The sequence below is a fragment of the Actinomadura terrae genome (assembly GCF_022751215.1).
GTDB classification, from domain to species: Bacteria; Actinomycetota; Actinomycetes; order Streptosporangiales; family Streptosporangiaceae; genus Spirillospora; species Spirillospora terrae.
In genome coordinates this window covers 1744790-1760253 of the sequence record NZ_JAICDG010000002.1, presented here as the reverse complement: position 1 = coordinate 1760253, position 15464 = coordinate 1744790, and the positions used below count along the sequence as shown (strand labels likewise).

Annotated in this window: 16 protein-coding genes; 2 read left to right on the top strand and 14 right to left on the bottom strand. The window is 73.0% G+C overall.

Going from position 1 to position 15464, the window contains the following annotated elements:
* Position 1: 1 nt before the first annotated feature.
* The 6 genes from K2F47_RS18035 to K2F47_RS18010 are packed head-to-tail and all read right to left on the bottom strand — an operon-like array spanning position 2 to position 5441.
* Positions 2-781 carry an ABC transporter permease gene (locus K2F47_RS18035; RefSeq protein WP_242904911.1) on the bottom strand — a complete coding sequence of 260 codons (780 nt, stop codon included), beginning with the start codon at positions 779-781 and terminating at the stop codon, positions 2-4.
* A complete protein-coding gene (locus K2F47_RS18030; RefSeq protein ID WP_242904910.1) occupies positions 778-1581 on the bottom strand; it encodes an ABC transporter ATP-binding protein in 804 nt (267 codons plus the stop codon). Before K2F47_RS18030 ends, K2F47_RS18035 begins: the two co-directional genes overlap by 4 nt.
* A gap of 1 nt (position 1582) precedes the next feature.
* Positions 1583-2707: an ABC transporter substrate-binding protein gene (locus K2F47_RS18025; protein ID WP_242904909.1), complete on the bottom strand. Its 1125-nt coding sequence runs from the start codon at positions 2705-2707 to the stop codon at positions 1583-1585.
* 19 nt (positions 2708-2726) lie between these two features.
* Positions 2727-3782: an alcohol dehydrogenase catalytic domain-containing protein gene (locus K2F47_RS18020; RefSeq protein ID WP_242904908.1), complete on the bottom strand. Its 1056-nt coding sequence runs from the start codon at positions 3780-3782 to the stop codon at positions 2727-2729.
* A gap of 19 nt (positions 3783-3801) precedes the next feature.
* A complete protein-coding gene (locus tag K2F47_RS18015) occupies positions 3802-4539 on the bottom strand; it encodes an RraA family protein (protein WP_242904907.1) in 738 nt (245 codons plus the stop codon).
* On the bottom strand, positions 4536-5441 hold the full coding sequence (locus tag K2F47_RS18010) for an amidohydrolase family protein (RefSeq protein ID WP_242904903.1): 906 nt from the start codon (positions 5439-5441) through the stop codon (positions 4536-4538). Before K2F47_RS18010 ends, K2F47_RS18015 begins: the two co-directional genes overlap by 4 nt.
* 386 nt (positions 5442-5827) lie before the next feature.
* On the opposite strand from K2F47_RS18010, the gene K2F47_RS18005 reads away from it, so the two are divergent.
* Positions 5828-7684 (top strand): amidohydrolase, encoded by a 1857-nt coding sequence (locus K2F47_RS18005; RefSeq protein ID WP_242904901.1) that lies wholly within the window; start codon positions 5828-5830, stop codon positions 7682-7684.
* Between the two features lie 57 nt (positions 7685-7741).
* On the opposite strand, the gene K2F47_RS18000 is transcribed toward K2F47_RS18005, so the two are convergent.
* Positions 7742-8083: a HEAT repeat domain-containing protein gene (locus K2F47_RS18000; protein WP_242904899.1), complete on the bottom strand. Its 342-nt coding sequence runs from the start codon at positions 8081-8083 to the stop codon at positions 7742-7744.
* Positions 8084-8092: 9 nt separating this feature from the next.
* Positions 8093-8977 (bottom strand): NAD(P)H-binding protein, encoded by an 885-nt coding sequence (locus K2F47_RS17995; RefSeq protein WP_242904897.1) that lies wholly within the window; start codon positions 8975-8977, stop codon positions 8093-8095.
* A gap of 131 nt (positions 8978-9108) precedes the next feature.
* Here K2F47_RS17995 and K2F47_RS17990 point away from each other — a divergent pair, with 131 nt between their 5' ends.
* Positions 9109-10032, top strand: coding sequence for a LysR family transcriptional regulator (locus tag K2F47_RS17990; protein WP_242904895.1), 924 nt, complete (start codon positions 9109-9111; stop codon positions 10030-10032).
* Between the two features lie 73 nt (positions 10033-10105).
* Here the strand turns inward: K2F47_RS17990 and K2F47_RS17985 are convergent, their stop codons facing one another.
* The 6 genes from K2F47_RS17985 to K2F47_RS17960 form a co-directional block, all read right to left on the bottom strand.
* Positions 10106-10993 (bottom strand): glycoside hydrolase family 19 protein, encoded by an 888-nt coding sequence (locus K2F47_RS17985; protein ID WP_242904893.1) that lies wholly within the window; start codon positions 10991-10993, stop codon positions 10106-10108.
* Positions 10994-11183: 190 nt separating this feature from the next.
* Positions 11184-11849 (bottom strand): PIG-L deacetylase family protein, encoded by a 666-nt coding sequence (locus K2F47_RS17980; RefSeq protein ID WP_242904891.1) that lies wholly within the window; start codon positions 11847-11849, stop codon positions 11184-11186.
* Positions 11846-13693: a hypothetical protein gene (locus tag K2F47_RS17975; RefSeq protein ID WP_242904889.1), complete on the bottom strand. Its 1848-nt coding sequence runs from the start codon at positions 13691-13693 to the stop codon at positions 11846-11848. The genes K2F47_RS17980 and K2F47_RS17975 overlap by 4 nt, the downstream gene beginning before the upstream one ends.
* The gene (locus K2F47_RS17970; RefSeq protein WP_242904888.1) at positions 13690-14094 is read right to left on the bottom strand and encodes a hypothetical protein; all 405 of its coding nucleotides are present in this window, start codon (positions 14092-14094) and stop codon (positions 13690-13692) included. The genes K2F47_RS17975 and K2F47_RS17970 overlap by 4 nt, the downstream gene beginning before the upstream one ends.
* Positions 14087-14407 carry a Rieske (2Fe-2S) protein gene (locus tag K2F47_RS17965; RefSeq protein ID WP_242904885.1) on the bottom strand — a complete coding sequence of 107 codons (321 nt, stop codon included), beginning with the start codon at positions 14405-14407 and terminating at the stop codon, positions 14087-14089. Before K2F47_RS17965 ends, K2F47_RS17970 begins: the two co-directional genes overlap by 8 nt.
* The gene (locus K2F47_RS17960; RefSeq protein ID WP_242904884.1) at positions 14404-15420 is read right to left on the bottom strand and encodes a DUF6687 family protein; all 1017 of its coding nucleotides are present in this window, start codon (positions 15418-15420) and stop codon (positions 14404-14406) included. The genes K2F47_RS17965 and K2F47_RS17960 overlap by 4 nt, the downstream gene beginning before the upstream one ends.
* Between the last annotated feature and the right edge of the window lie 44 nt (positions 15421-15464).

The following is a 15464-nucleotide window of genomic DNA, read 5'->3' as shown; positions in this document are numbered from 1 at the left end:
CTTATTCATTGGGCATGCGCTCCAGTACGAGACGCCGGGCGAGCCGCACCAGCAGCGCGAGCGCCAGCCCGACCACCACCAGGATCATCAGCACGGCGAACTCCTCGGCCAGCCGGTAGTCGCGCTGGTAGACCTGCAAGATCACGCCGATTCCGGCGTTGGCGCTGATCAGCTCGCCGGCGATCGCGGCCAGGAACGACAGCACCACCGAGATCTCCAGCCCGGAGAAGATCGGCACGACCAGCCCGGGGAAGATGATCCGCAGCCTGATCTGGGACTTGGACGCGCCGAACGCGGTCGCCATCTCGATCCGGCCGCGGTCGGTCTCGGCGACGCCCGCCATCGTGCTCACCAGGACGGGGAACAGGGTCGCCGCAGCGACCAGCCCGATCTTGGACTGCATGCCGAGCCCGAACCAGATCACGAAGATCGGCGCGAGCGCGATCGGCGGCAGCGCCTGCAACGCCAGCGCGTACGGGTAGAAGCCCTGCCGCAGAATCCGCGACTCGCCGAGCAGCACGCCGAGCACCACCCCGGCGGCGAAGCCGATCAGCAGCCCGAAGAACGCCTCGCCGAGCGTGGTCCGCAGCGCCTTCAGGTATTCGCCCCACTCGCCGGACGGGCCGAGCGCCTTCAGCACCGCGTCCAGCTTCGGCACCGAACTGCCGTCGCCCTGCACGTCCGACGGGAGGATCTGCCAGGCCAGCAGCAGCGCGGCGGTGACCGCGACCAGCCCGCCCCAGCGCGCCGCCACCCCGGCATTCGCCGCCGGGGCGGTCATCCGCCGACCTTCTGCTCGGCGGCGAACAGCCGGTCGCGGATGCGCCCGCACACCTCGGCGAACTCCGGCGTCGCCATCAGCTCCTTGGTCCGCGCCTTCGGGAAAGGCGGGGTGACGACCTCCACAACGGTGCCGGGACGCTCGGACAGGATCACGACCCGTGTGGACAGCAGCACCGCCTCGTCGATGCCGTGGGTGATGAGGATCGCGGTCTTGCCCGACTCCCGCCAGAGGCGGTTCAGGTCGATGTTCATCTGCTCCCTGGTCAGCGCGTCCAGGGAGCCGAACGGCTCGTCGAGCAGCAGCAGCCGGGGGTCGTCGGCGAGGGCCCGGCAGATCGCGACGCGCTGCCGCATGCCGCCCGACAGCTCCTTCGGACGGCGCGACTCGAACCCCGCGAGCCCGGCCCGCTCCAGCAGCCCGGCCACCCGCTCGCGGGCCTCGGCGGTGACCTTGCCGTGCAGCTCGACCGGGAACAGGCAGTTGGACATGACGTCCCGCCACGGCAGCAGCGTCGCGTCCTGCAACGCGATGCCGATGTCGCGGCGCGGCCCGGTGACCGGCTCGCCCCAGACGCGCACGGCGCCCTCGGCGGGACGCAGCAGCCCCGCGATCATCTTCAGGATCGTGCTCTTGCCGCAGCCGCTCGGCCCGACGATGCTCACGAACTCGCCGGGCTCGACGGTGAGGTCGACGTCCCTGATCGCCTCGACCCCGTGCACGGCCCGCCGGCCGCGGCCCCGGCCCGCGAACACGTGCCGCAGGCCGGCGAGCTCGACGGCGTGCCCTGTCGTCGCCATCTCAGCCTCCGAACTTGTAGGTCTTCGCCGCGTTCGCTATCTGCCGGCTGTCGAAATTGTTGAAGGCCTGCACGAACTGGTTCGTGACGATCTGGTCGGCCTTGAACGCGCCCGGGGTGAGTTTCGTGGTGACCGAGAAGTCGCTCCACGCCTTCACGCCGTCCTCGGGGAAGGAGCCCCAGTTCCTGTGGCCGGCCGGGTCGCCGGTCGTGAGGTAGGTGGTGCGCAGCGCGAGAATGCGCTTGTTGTCGGCGATCTTCTTCTTCTCGGGGACGCCGGGGACGTTCGTCTTCGGATAGACCTTGTACATCATCTTGATCGCGGCCTCGGGGTTGGCGGTGGCGAAGACGTTCGCCTTGGCCATCGCCCGCCCGAATCCCTCGATCACCTTCGGGTTGGCCCGCATGAACGACTGCTTCGCGGAGAACCCGGTGGAGAACAGCCGCTTCCCCAGCGGCGAGTTGAAGTAGCGGAGTTTCGCGCCGAGGTTCTCCATCGCCGCGTACTGCGAGTCGAACAGCATCAGCGCGTCGATGCGCTTGCTCTGCATCGCGTGGTAGGCGGCGGCCTCCAGCCCGACCGACACGAACTGCACGTCCTTGTCGGGGTCCAGGCCCTGCTCCCGCAGCAGCGCCTTGGCCAGCGGGATCGTCCCGCTGCCGAGGCTCTGCGCGCCGATCTTCTTGCCCTTGAAGTCCTGCCAGCTCCGGATCGGGCTCGCGTCCTCGACCGCGAAGCTCGCCACCTGCGACCGCGCCCAGTTGAAGAACATCCGCTGGTCGGACTTGTTCGTCACCGCGTCGGGGATGAGCGACTGCGGCACCGGCGCGGCGATGTCCAGCTGCCCGGCGGCGACGGCCTGGATCGCCTGCGTCGAGCCGGGCGTGAACGTCGTCTCGACCTTCAGGCCCTCCTCCTTGAAGTAGCCGAGATAGCGGGCCACGGGAATGGCGGCGAAACTGGCGTTCATCGCCTTGATGGAGAGCGCGACCTTCACGGTGCGCAGGTTCTCACCCTTTTCCTTGGAACCCGAGTCGCCGCCGCCGCAGCCGGCCGCCGCCAGCGCGACGGCGACCAGCGACAGCACCACGCGAAACGTCAGAGAGCCCGAGCTACGACGTCTCATCGCCGTTTCCTTCCACAGTTCACGCCGCGGTGTCGGGGACCAGGAGAATCCGCCCGGTCGCCGAGCCGCTCTCCAGGATTTCGTGGGCCCGCGCCGCCTCCGACATCGGCAGCGTGTCGGTCACCACCGGGGTCACCAGACCCCGTTCGATGAGCGTCAGCACGTCTTCCAGCTGCCGCCGCGTGGTGCTGGCCGCGGAATGGACCGAGATGTCGCGGCCGCGCCAGCCGACGAGGTCCACCTCCACCGGCGGCGGCACCTTCTGCACCTCGCCGACCAGCACGAGCCGGCCGTGCAGCGCGACGGTCTTGATGCTCGACAGGAACGACGCGGCGCCGACGTTCTCCAGGACGATGTCGCAGCCCCGCCCGGCGGTGGCCTCCATGACGTCCTTGCTGTAGTCGGCGCCCCGCTCGACCAGCAGGATCTCGTCCGCGCCCGCCTGCCGGACCGCCTCGACCTTCTCCGGCGAGGTCGTCTGCGCGACCACCCGCGCGCCCGAGGCCTTGGCGAGCTGGATCGCGTGCAGCCCCACGCCGCCGCCCGCGCCGGTGACCAGCACGGTCTCGCCGATCTCCAGGTGCGCGACGTCGCGCAGCGCGTTGAGCTGGGTGCCGATGGCGCAGGACGCGATCGCGACGTGCGGGGAGGTGATGCCCGGCGGCACCTTCACGAGGCTGCCGTCCGACACCGTGACCAGCTCGGCGTAGCCGCCGTTCAACCCGATGTCGCCGAGGAACACCTTGCGCGGGCAGCGGGTCTCGCGGCCCGTCCGGCACTCGCGGCACTTCCCGCACACCCGCTGCCGCTGGTTGGCGACGACCCGGTCGCCGACCGCGAAGTCCACGACGGCGGCGCCGACCTCGACGACCTCGCCGACGACCTCGTGCCCGGGGATGATCGGGAAGCCGGTGCCCTGCGCCCGGTCGCCGCGCCGGACGAGCACCTCGTGCATGCACGCGCCGCACGCCTCGACCTTCACCACGCACTCGTCGGGCGCGGGCTTGGGCGGCTCCATGTCCGTCCATTGCATGACGCTGGGCGGACCGGTCTCCCTGGCGACGATGGCCTTCATGCGCGCTCCGTTCCTCTCGTCATCTCTCGTCGGCTCGGTCCCACGCGGCGTCGACGAAGCGACCGCCGTCGGCGGGGAAGTTCTGGCTCCAGTCGCGCACCGCGAACAGCGAGGCGCCCTCGCGCACGCGCGGGGTCAGGGTGGTGGTCTCGCGCAGGTCGCGGGCGGCGGCGGCCTCGGCGACGCGGCCCGCGTCCTCCAGCGGGACGACCGCGACGCCGTCGCCGTCGGCCACGATCAGGTCGCCCGGCCGGACGTAGGCGCCGCAGCACACGACGGGGACGTTGCCCCACCCGGTGCGCGTCTTACCGGTCGCGGCCGGGGTCACGCCGAGCGCCCACAGCGGGAACCCGACCCGCTCGATGTCGGCGATGTCGCGGGCGTGCCCCTCGATCACCGCGCCCGCGAGCCCGCGCGCGGCGGCGGACTCGCTGACGTTGGCGCCCCACACGGCCGAGTCGACGGGCCCGTGCTGGGACGTCCAGACGAGGAAGTCGCCCGGCCCCGCCACCTCCAGCATCGCGTGCAGGGTCAGGTTGCTGCCGGACAGGTCAAGCGCGGTGACCGCGCGCCCGACCGCGCGGGTGCCGGGCGCCAGCGGGCGGACCCCGCGCAGCAGGTTGCGCTGCCCCATCGCCTCGTGCACCGACGCCACGGCCAGCTCGTCGTAGGCGCGCAGGACCTCCTCGCTCGGGCGCGGCGCGCGGGTGAACACCGTGCCGCGCGGATGCAGACTCGTGGGCGCCCCGGAGGTCATGCACCCTCCAGCGGGAAGTCGAACAGCTCGGCGGGGTTGGTGACGAGGATGCGGTGCCGGGTCTTCTCGTCCGGCGCGATCCGTCCGATCAGGTCGACGAGCACCCCGTCGTCGGGCATCTCGCGGACGTTCGGATGCGGGAAGTCGCTCCCCCACAGGCAGCGCTCGGGCGCCTGCGCGGCGAGCAGCGCGGCCAGCTCGACCGCGTCGTCGTAGGGCGGGCCCCCGGCCGAGAGCCGGTCGGGCGCGCTGAGCTTGACCCACACGTTCCCGGTGTCGAGCAGCCGCCGCAGCGCGCTCACCTGCGGGCCGTCCAGACCGGTGCGCAGGTCGACGCGCGCCATGTGGTCGATCACCACGGGCGGGCCGCCGGCGCGGAGCGTGTCGAACATGTCCACGACCGTGTCGCCCGCGATGTGGAACGCCATGTGCCAGCCGTGCGGGCGGACGAGATCGGCCACCGCGCGCACCTCGTCCGGCGACGGACTCGTCCCGAGGTGCGGCATGAACTGGAGGCGCACGCCGCGCACCCCGGCCTCGTGCAGGCCCGCGACCTCGGCCGGCGTGGTGCGCGGGGTCGGCAGCGCGACGCCCCGGTACCGGCCCCGATTGCTGCGCAGCGCGTCGAGCAGCGCGGCGTGGTCGGTGCCGTGCGCGGCGGACTGGACGATGAGCGCCCGCTCCACCCCCATCAGGTCGTGCCGGCGGCGCAGGTCCTCCTTGGTGACGTCGGGCGTGTCATACGCCCGGTCCTCCGGGTAGGGGAAGACGTCGCCGGGTCCGAAGATGTGGCAGTGCGCGTCGCAGCTCAGCGACGGCAGCCGCAGGACCGGAGCCGTGGGGTTCGGGTGCGGCGGGGCGGCGAGCCTCCTGCCGCCCCGCGCCGCCTCATGGGAGGTCATGGGACTCGTTTCAGCCGGACGGATGTCAGGGAAGGAAGGTTCGCCTGTCGCACGTTTGTGCGCCAGTTGAAGCGAGTGTGCATGACCAAGGAGGGGCGGTCAAGGGGGTGCGCCCGCCGTGCACGCCACGACACCGCTCCCACCTCGCATGGTGCGCGCGTTTGATGACAATGACAACACCCAGTCGGGAACCCTCTGACCGGCATCGTCCGTCCGGGCGCTCCCGACGTTGTTCCTCCAGGCCAGCGGCATTCGTGCCGGTGCCGCAACTCGGGCGCGGACCGGCCACCGTGCAGGTTGCCCGAATGCCAACTGTTGACTTCATCAACAGCACTGGCGAGACTGGGCCCACCCGCCGCGATCATCCACTCAAGGAGGTCCCGGACATGCCGCCGTCAACCGAGATCCACCGCCGCCAGGTCCTGCACGGAGCCGCGGCCGTGGCCGCCGGAACCGCCGCCGCGGGAGCGCTGCCCGCCGCCGCGCACGCGGACGCGGACGCCGAGCGAGGCGGCGACGCCGACCTCGTCATCCACAACGGGCACGTGCTCGTCCTCGACGAGCACTTCCGCAAGGCCGAGGCGGTCGCCATCCGGGGCGGGCGCATCCTTGCCGTCGGGCGGGCCCGGGACATGCGGCGCTACACCGGCCGCCGGACGAAACTGCTCGACGCGGGCGGCGGCACGGTGCTGCCGGGGATCAACGACACGCACCTGCACCTCGGCTCGCACGGGCTGAGCGTCCCGCCGTTCAACGTCAACGTGGACACGAAGACGATCGAGGAACTGGTCGCCGTGATCCGCACCGCCGCGGGCGCGGCGTCCGCGCCGGACTCGTGGATCCGCGGTCGCGGATGGCAGGAGCTCGTGCTGCCGCGCGCGCCGGTCGCCGCCGACATCGACCCGGTCTCGGGCGACCACCCGGTGATCTTGAACGACTTCTCGGGGCACGCGACGTCGGTGAACACGGCCGTGCTGCGCAAGGCGGGCATCACCCGCGACACCGTCCCGCCGCCGGGCGGCGTCATCGACAAGGACGCACACGGGGAACCGACGGGCGTGCTGCGGGAGACGGCGCAGGGCCTCGTCCGGAACGTGGTGCCGCCGTTCACCCGCGAGGAACGATCCAAGGCGATCGACGCGGCGATCGGCCTCCTGCACTCCAGGGGCGTCACCAGCGCCACCGAGCCGGGCATCGACCTCGACACGCTCGCGCTCTACGCGGAGAAGGCGCGCGCGGGCGCGCTGCCGATGCGGATCACCGCCCTGCTCGGGAGCGGCACCGGGCCGCGGACGCTCCGCGACGTCCTCGACCGGTACCGCCCGCTCCACGACGTCGATCCCCGCGTGCTGCGCGTCGCGGGCGTCAAGATCTTCGCCGACGGCATCCCCCGGTTCCGGACCGCGTGGATGAACAGGCCCTACCTCGACGGGTCCAACGGGCGCCTCACCATCGACGGCGCGACCGCGGCCGAGCAGCTGGCGAACCTGCACGAGATGATCGCGATGGCGGCGCGCGCCGGGCTCCAGGTCGGCACGCACTCGTGCGGCGACGCCACCATCGACGCGGTCGTCGCCGGATATGTCAGGTCAACGCGGCACCGCGCAGACCTGCGCCACTACGTGATCCACTGCAACTTCCCCTCGGCCCGGACGCTGCGGACGATGGCGCGCCACGACATCGGCGCGAACCTGAACGCGGAGATCCTCTACCTCCAGGGCCGGGTGCTCGAATCGATCATCGGCCGCGAGCTGACCGAGTACCAGTGGCCCTACCGCAGCGCGATCACCTCGGGCGTCAAGACCACGTCCGGGTCGGACGCGCCGGTGGTGGAACCGCAGTGGCTGCGCGGCGTGATGACGGCCGCGCTGCGCGAGGGGGCGGACGGCGGCGTCGCGGGGCAGGCGGAGCGGATCACGGTCCCGCAGAGCCTCGCCACCTACACCCGCGTGGCGGCGTGGCAGGACCACGCGGAGCGCTGGAAGGGCACGCTCGAACCGGGGATGGCCGCCGACGTCTGCGTCGTCGGCGGCGACGTCCTCGGCGCCGACCCGCACGACCTCGCCGACCTCCAGGTCACCACGACGCTGGTCGGCGGGCGCGTCGTCTACGAGCGGCCGTCCGGGGGCGCCCGCGCCGCCGCGACGCCCGCCGCGTTCGCGCGGGGCGGGGAGCCGGGGCACGACTGCGGTGACGGCGGGCAGTGCTGCTGCACGCTCTCCGAGGAGATCAGCGGGTCTTGAGCGCATGACGACCTCCCGGCCGCACGGGCCGGGAGGTCGGTCATGGGCGGCGGTCTTTCAGGAGATCCAGCCGTTGGCGCGCGCCTCGTCGAGCACCTGCTCCGCCTCGCGGGTGTCGAGCATCTCCAGCCCCCGGACGGCCCAGAAGCGCAGCGAGTCGTCCATGCTCTCCAGCTCGTCGCGGAACACCCGCAGCGCGCTCGGCGAGCGGGCCTCGGCGATCAGCTCCAGCAGCCAGCAGCGCAGGCCGTGGTCGTCGCGCTCGGCCGCGAACTCGGCGATCAGCTCCTCGACGTAGGCGTCGGCGTGCTCGCGCAGGAAGTCGAACGCGTCCTCGCTGACCTGGGGGTCGCTCTTGCGCATGAGCTGCATGGCCTGATCGAACCGTCGCCGCGACATACCCCGACATTACGACCGGGCACCGACACCTTCCACGGCCGGCTTGAGAACCTCCCCGCACCACTCGCGGAAGCTCGTCGGGGTGGACGAGCCGGGCGTGCGCGGCGCGGCGTTGTCCAGGCCCGCGTTCTTGGCCTCCATCATCTCGACCATGCCCTCGGCCATCGCCTCGGACATCCCGTGCGCGAGCAGCCCGGCGCGGAACGTCTCGGCCGTGACCTGCTCGTAGCGGACGGGCCGCCCCAGCACCTCGGACATGATCCGCGCCATGTCGTGCATGGTCAGGTCCTCGGGGCCGAGGACGGGGACGTCCTCGGTGCCGGTCCAGGTGGTGTCGCGCAGCAGCCGGGCGGCGACGGCGGCGATGTCGCGGGTGGCGCAGGCCGGGACCTTGCGGTCGCCCAGCGTCATCCCCGAGAACACGCCCTGGCCGCCGATCGACTTCGCGTCGCGGAGCAGGTTGTCCATGAACGAGGGCATCGCGAGCGCGCGGTAGGCGACGCCGGTGGCGGCGATCAGCTCGTCCATCGCCAGTGAGGCCGACACGAGCCCGGCCCTGCCGGGGAAGCCGCGGCCGAGGGCCGACACCCCGACCACGCGCCGGACGCCCCGGCTCACAATCGCCTCGCACGCCGGACGGGTGAAATCCAGATATGCGGCGTCGAGGCTTTTCGCGCGATAGTCCGGCGGCACGAGCCAGAACACCGAATCGGCGCCCGCGAACGCCCGATCGACGGCATCGGGGTCGCCGTGCGAGCCCGCCACGACCTCGACACGGTCGCGGACCTGCGGAGAAAGGCGGGACGGGTCGCGCACGATCACGCGCACCGGTTCGCCGGCGGAAAGGAGAAGCTCGGTGAGCCGCCGTCCGATCTGGCCGGTCGGCGTCGTCACGACGATCACTATTACCTCCGAGGGGAATTTCCACTTTTCAATCGCCATCGCTCTGGAATGGCAACGCCAGTCAACCCGGCGGCCGATCCGATCTGAAGGACCGATGCGATCGCGATTGATACCCTGCGGATATGAGTGATCTGGAGGTGCGGCAGCTCCGCTACTTCGTCGCCGTCGCCGAGGAACTGCACTTCGGGCGCGCGGCCGACCGGCTCGGCATGGCGCAGCCGCCGCTGTCCCGCGCGATCCGGACGCTGGAGCGCCAGCTCGACGTGCGGCTGCTGGAGCGCACCACGCGCGCCGTGGCGCTCACCCCCGCCGGGGAGGTGCTGCTCCGCGACGCCCGGACCGCGCTCGACGCGGTCGCGGCGGCCGACCGGCGCGCCCGCAACGCCGGGCGCCCGGCGCCGAGCCTGCGCCTCGCGCTCAAGGCCGACTACGACGCCGGGCTGCTGCCCCAGATCCTCGCCGCCTTCCAGGAGGACGAGGCGGCGCTGCCGGTGGAGCTGATGCTGGGCGGGCGCGGCGACCAGGACCCCGCGCTGCGCGACGGCCGCGCGGACGTCGCGATCCTGCCCGCCGCCTTCGACCGCCTCGGCCTGGACTCCGAGCCGCTGCTGACCGAGCCCCGCCTCGTCGCGATGGCGGCGGGCGACCCGCTGGCCGCCCGCACGTCGCTGCGCCTGGCCGACCTCGCGGGCCGGTCGCTCCCCGACGGGACGTTCGCGGACATGGAGCACCGCCCGTCCGGCACCGTGCGGGAGGGGGCCGAGGTGGGGCCGCCGCCCGGGGCCCGCTCGTGGGACCTCGCGCAGATCTTCAACCTGGTCGAGCTGGGCGACATCATCTGGTTCCTGCCCGTCTCGGTCGCCCGGCGCTACCCGCGCTCCGGCGTCGCCTACCGGAGGGTCGAGGACCTGACGCCGTCCGAACTCCACATCGCCTGGCCGCGGGACTCCCGTTCCCGGGCCGTCGCCGCGTTCGTCCGCGCCGCCATGGCGGTGGCCGCCGAATCGGCGCCGCGGCTGCACGGCCAACCCGAAATGACCGGCTGAAGGCTGGAAAAACAGTTCCCGGTGGCGGACGAGGAGTCCGCCACCGGGAACGGTTAATCCCGTCTGCCTGTGGTCAGCAGTACAGGTTGTCGCCCGGCGGGACGTTCAATAGCTGGGTGAACTTCTTGTAGGCGTTCACCCTGCTCTCCACCTGGCCCGGATTTCCGCCGTTGCATTCCAGGCCGCCGTTGATGCTGCGGATCGTCTCACCGAAGCCGCGGCCGTTGACCATCGCCGCGTGCGGGGTCATCGTGCCGGGGCCGTTCTGGGTCATCCAGTACCAGAGCGCGGTCTTCCAGGCCACCGCCGCGTCCCGCTCCACCAGATAGGGATTGTTCAGCAGGTCGATGCCGAGGGCGTCGCCGGCCGCCTTGTAGTTGAAGTTCCAGCTGAGCTGGATGGGGCCGCGGCCGTAGTAGGCGGCCTGGCCCGCGGGGCAGCCGTAGGGCTGGCTCTTGTCGCAGTAGTGCGGGTAGTTCCCGGTGTTCTGCTCGACGATGTAGACGAGGCCGCCGGTCTCGTGGTTCACGTTGGCGAGGAAGGCCGCGGCCTCCTGCTTCTTGACCGTGTCGCTGCCGGTTCCGGCGAACGCGGGATATGCCTTGATCGCCGCGGTCAGGCCGCTGTAGGTGTAGAAGGAATTGCGGCTCGGGAACATCTGCTCGAACTGCGCCTGGCTGACCACGAAGTCACCCGTCTGCGGGGGTTCCGGTTCCTGCGTTCCGCCGCAGGCTCCCTGGTCGGCCCAGACGGAGTCCTGGCCGGGGGCCTGGTTCTGCGTCCACCATTTGGCCTTCCAGTTGTGGCCGTTGTAGGAGACGCCGGCGCCGCCGGTGTAGACGGACGAGGAGTTCCAGGGGGTCGCGCATTGCACGGCGGCGGCCGATGCCAGCTGCGGGACGGCCATCTGCATTCCGGCCGCGAGCGACAGCGCGGCGAGCGGTGTCAGGATTCGGCGCACCTGATCACGTCCTTCGGGGGTGTGCACGCGGCGGGGCGGTCCGCGTGTGGAGCAGGGCGGGGGGCGGGGCGCGGAGCGACCTTCTTATAGGAAACTTTACTATCAGATCTTCCGACGTCAACCCTCTGCCCGATACGTCCCTGTTCGCGGCCATTCATGGCCACCATTCCTGGTGCGTGACCAGCGGGGATTACTGTCCGAAACTGACGTGGGTCGTACGGACGGCGGTGAACGCTTCGACGAACTCGCCGTGCCCCGACGTCACGCCCCGGTACCGGTTGAGACCCAGCGCCCCGTCGATCCACTCGTTGTGCGCGAGCTGCGAGGCGTAGGCGGTCAGCGCGTCGACCTTCCGGTCGCGGACGGCGGTGATGTCGACGAAGACCGACGGGCGCGCCATCGGCGTCCACACCTCGAACTCGTAGAGGACGGCGGGCGGCTCCGCCAGCGCGGGCCCCGCGTCCGGCAGGATCGGGTAGGCCGAGATCCAGCGGGCCTCGCGGGCCAGCTCGGCCGCCACGCGGTGCGCCGGATCGTCCTCGTCCGCGTGCGGCGCGTAGACGACGCCGGGACGGACCTCGCGGAACACCGCGACGAGCTCGGTCAGCAGCGCCCGGTCGGCGGTGAGCTGCGTCTCGGGCGCCGACAGCGTGGAGATGCCCGCGACGCCGAGCCGCCGCCCGGCCTCCCGCGCCTCCGCGAGGCTCGCGCCGCCGTGCCCGGTCAGATGGACGACGTGGACGGCGTCGCCCCGGTCGGCGTGCCGGCTGATCGTCCCGCCGCAGCCGATCGTCTCGTCGTCGCGGTGCGGGCTGACCACCAGCACCCGCGCCGGTCCGGGCATGTCAGCGCTCATCGCGGCACCGTCCCCACATTCTCGATCCGATCGTCCCTCGCGGCTCCGTCATCCGCGCCCCGCTCGACGAGCGACGCCCAGAACCGGAGCTGGTCGCCGTAGTGGACCAGCTCCGCCACCGCCGCCGTCTCCATCCGCGCGTGGTACTCGCGCCAGGTTCCCTGGAGGGACTCCCCCGCCCGCTCGGCGAGGGCGTCGCCGTAGGCGCGGATCTCCGCGTGCGGCGACCGGCGCGCCCGGCGGACGTCGGCGCGCAGCTCCGCCCACAGGGCGTGCCCGAGCGCGGGCGGGACGAGGCCGCCGAGGCCGGCGCGTCCGGCCACGGCGTCACCGGCGGCGCGCAGCCAACCCGGGTAGCCGGGATATCCGGGGTCGCCGGGCGCCGCGCCGACCTCGCCGAGCGCCTCCCGGGACGCGTGCAGCAGCGGCCACAGCAGCTCCTCGCGGAACAGGTAGGACGACAGCTCGCCGCGCCCCGAGTCGGTGACCTCGCCGCGGTCGTGCCACAGGCCCGTCCCGGCGACGCAGCCCGGGACGCCGAGCGCCGCCATGAGGTCGCCGACCGCGATGTCGACCAGCCGCGCCGAGGTCGCCCACATCGTCGGCGGTCCGGGCGTCCGGCGGGCGGGCAGCCCGAGGACCGTTCCGAACGCCGACGTCCAGCGCCGCAGCGACACCGTCGGCGGCGGGTCGGCGAGCAGGCGGCGCATCGGCAGCCCGCCCGACAGCAGGCTCCGCCGCGCGGGCTCCGGGGTCGCGGGGTCGAGCGCGAGGTGGTGGCTCGCCCGCGCCCGGAAGTCGGGGTGTCCACAGGTGTGGAAATGCACCATTCCCGGGAGCGGGTGGCTGCCGGACGAGGCCGGGCCGAGATGGGTGAAGTCGGTGTCCTCGTAGGTGACCGCGTGGGTCTCGTAGGGCATGGCCTCCAGGGGCGCCGTGTGGGCGAGCCGGTCGATCACGTGCGGGACGTCGACCGGCTGCGGCTCGACCCGCGCGGACGCGCCGTCCATGACGTCGACGAACGGGCGCGGGCCGCCGCCGGGGCGGGCGGGGGTCGTCGGGGCCCAGGGCGTCGCGTCCTGTTCGAGCCAGACGATGTCGTGCCCCGCGAACGCGGCGAAGATCGCGTTCGCGGTGCCGGGCAGCCCGGGCGCGAACGTGCGGTCGGCGCAGGCCCGCGTGCCCGCGTCGGCGGAGGCGGTCATCCTGCGGCGGAACACCTGTTTCGGGCCGGGGCGGCCGTCCGCGTTCCACTCGCCGAACCGCGTCACGCGGAACCCGAACTCGCGCCGCGCCTGGACGCAGACGGCGTCCAACTCACGCGCCGCTTCCGGGGTCGGCGCGTCGTCGGCGACGACGATCCGCAGGCCGCCGTGCCCGTTCCGCAGCATGACCTCGCAGTGCGCGGCGAGGGCGGCGCGGACGTCGGCGGCCCGTCCCGCCGTGGGCAGGACGACCAGCGGCGCGTCCGCGCCGAGCCGGGACCGTTCCCGTGGCGGCCGCCCCGCCAGCAGCGCGTACTCGGCGGCCGAGATACCTCGCGCCGCGCCCGTCCAGCGGAGCCCGGCCGGGTGCTCGTCGTGGGCGGTCGGCGTGCCGTCGGGGCCGCGGACGACGCTCAGCCGCGCGGCGAGCCGGACGTTCAGCACGGCCAGCAGATCGCCGAGCATCGCCGCGTCCCGCTCGGTCACCGGGAGCGCGACGCGCAGCCCGAGCAGGAACTCGAACAGCTCCCGGGCGTCGCCGTCGAACGCCGCCGCGACGCCGCCGCGCGGGCGGACGCCGAGCGGCCCCAGCGCGACGGCCCGGCCCTGCGCGCGGACGTCCAGCCACCGGCCGATCACTCCGCCACCCCGCCGAGCACCGCGCCGGGGTCGCGGCCGTCGAGGAAGTCGTCGGCGTAGCAGCGGAGCTGGGCGAGCGGCTCGATCACCGCGACGTCGCCGAGCGCGGGTTCGCCGGGCAGACCGCACAGGTCCCGCAGGTCGGACGCGGCGGCGCAGCACAGCAGCAGCCGGACGACGCGTCCCGCATCGGGCCTGGTGGGGGGCGGGGCCAGCAGCGCGCGGTGCACCCGCGTCTCCGTCGCGGGGTCGGCCGAGCACAGGATCCGGACGGCCGCCTCGGCGGCCTCCGCCAGATCCCATTCCCCGTAGCGGCGGACGAGGTCGAGCCAGGCCGGGTCCCCCTCGGCCGCCGCGCGGTCGGCGCGCCCCGCCAGCCGCGCCACCAGCGGGTCAGGCACCGGACGGCTCCCCCGGCAGGTCGACGACCAGGTCGTCCCCGTCGAACCGCGCCGCGGCGACGGCGAGGTCTTCGCAGGCGGGGCCGTAGACCGCGCGGCCGTCCGCGGCCCGGAACGTCGAGCGGTGCCAGGAGCAGATCAGCATGCCCTCGACCAGGTAGGCGTCTTCGAGCGGGCCGCCGCGATGCGGGCACAGCGCGCCGTGGACCACCGGCCGTCCCCCGGCGAGCCGGGCGACATAGGGCCCGCGTTCGGTCTCCAGCCGGACGACGCCCCCGTCCGCCAGCCGGTCGCGCGCCCCCGGCACCCTCATGCGGTCTCCTTGGACGGCGGGGTACCGGGCGCCTCGTCCAGCCAGCCCGCGTGGGAGCGCCACAGCAGCGACTCGTCCGTGCGCGCGGCGTCGAAGAAGGCGAGGACGACGCGGCGGGCCTCGTCCATGCCGAGACCGCTCGGCGCGGGGACCTCGGTGGCGGAGTACAGCTGGAGCAGCGGCGTGGCGGTAGCCGGGGACTCGCAGAACCAGGTCCCGTCACGTTCCAACATGTTGAGTTCGCGTGCCAGGAGATCGCCCCGGACGCGCGGCCCGGGGCGCCGCGTCTGCAAGTCGACGAAGTTCTCGTAGCGGAAGCGCAGGCTGTGCCGCCCGTCGGGGCGGAGCCGCAGCACGTGGCCCGCGTCCGTGCACGCGTGGACGGCGTACTCGTGCAGGGGCTCGGCGGTGTCGACGAAGATCGCGAGGTCGCCGTGCTCCTCGATCTCGATCTCGGCGCGCATCGAACGTTCCACGTCGTCCCACTCCTCGGCCCAGCCGTCGCGCCACGCGCCCGGGTCGAGCAGGCACTCCTCGGCGACCTCCAGCATCCCGGCGAACAGCGCGGTCGTGGCCTGGTCGACCGACCGGAACTCCGTCGCGCGGCTGATCTCGCGCTCGGCCGCCAGCAGCGCCAGGCAGGCGCGCACGGGCGCGTCGCCGGTGTGGACGTCGAAGTCGCCGCACAGCGCCGTCCGCGCGACCAGGTCGCGGTGCCGCGCGGTGAAGTCGGGGCTGGTCAGGCACAGGACGCTGAGCAGGCCGTCCACGTCGTAGTGGTCGCAGGTGACTGCGCTCGCGTCGCCGAGCAGGGCCTCGCGCTCGGCCTCGGGCAGCGCGAGCAGCCGCAGCACGGACTGCGTACTGACGTCGTCCTTCAAATGGGAAGGGGTGCGGTTGCCCGGCCAGTGGCTCAGCTCCAGGACGGTGCGCGGCGTGCGGAGCCCGTCGACGAACACGTGCGGCCGGTCGTCGAGGGCGGGACCGAAGGGGACGTAGGGCAGCGCTCTCATCGGTCCCCCCTCCGGCAGGCGGTGGCGGGGGCCGGGAGCGGCGC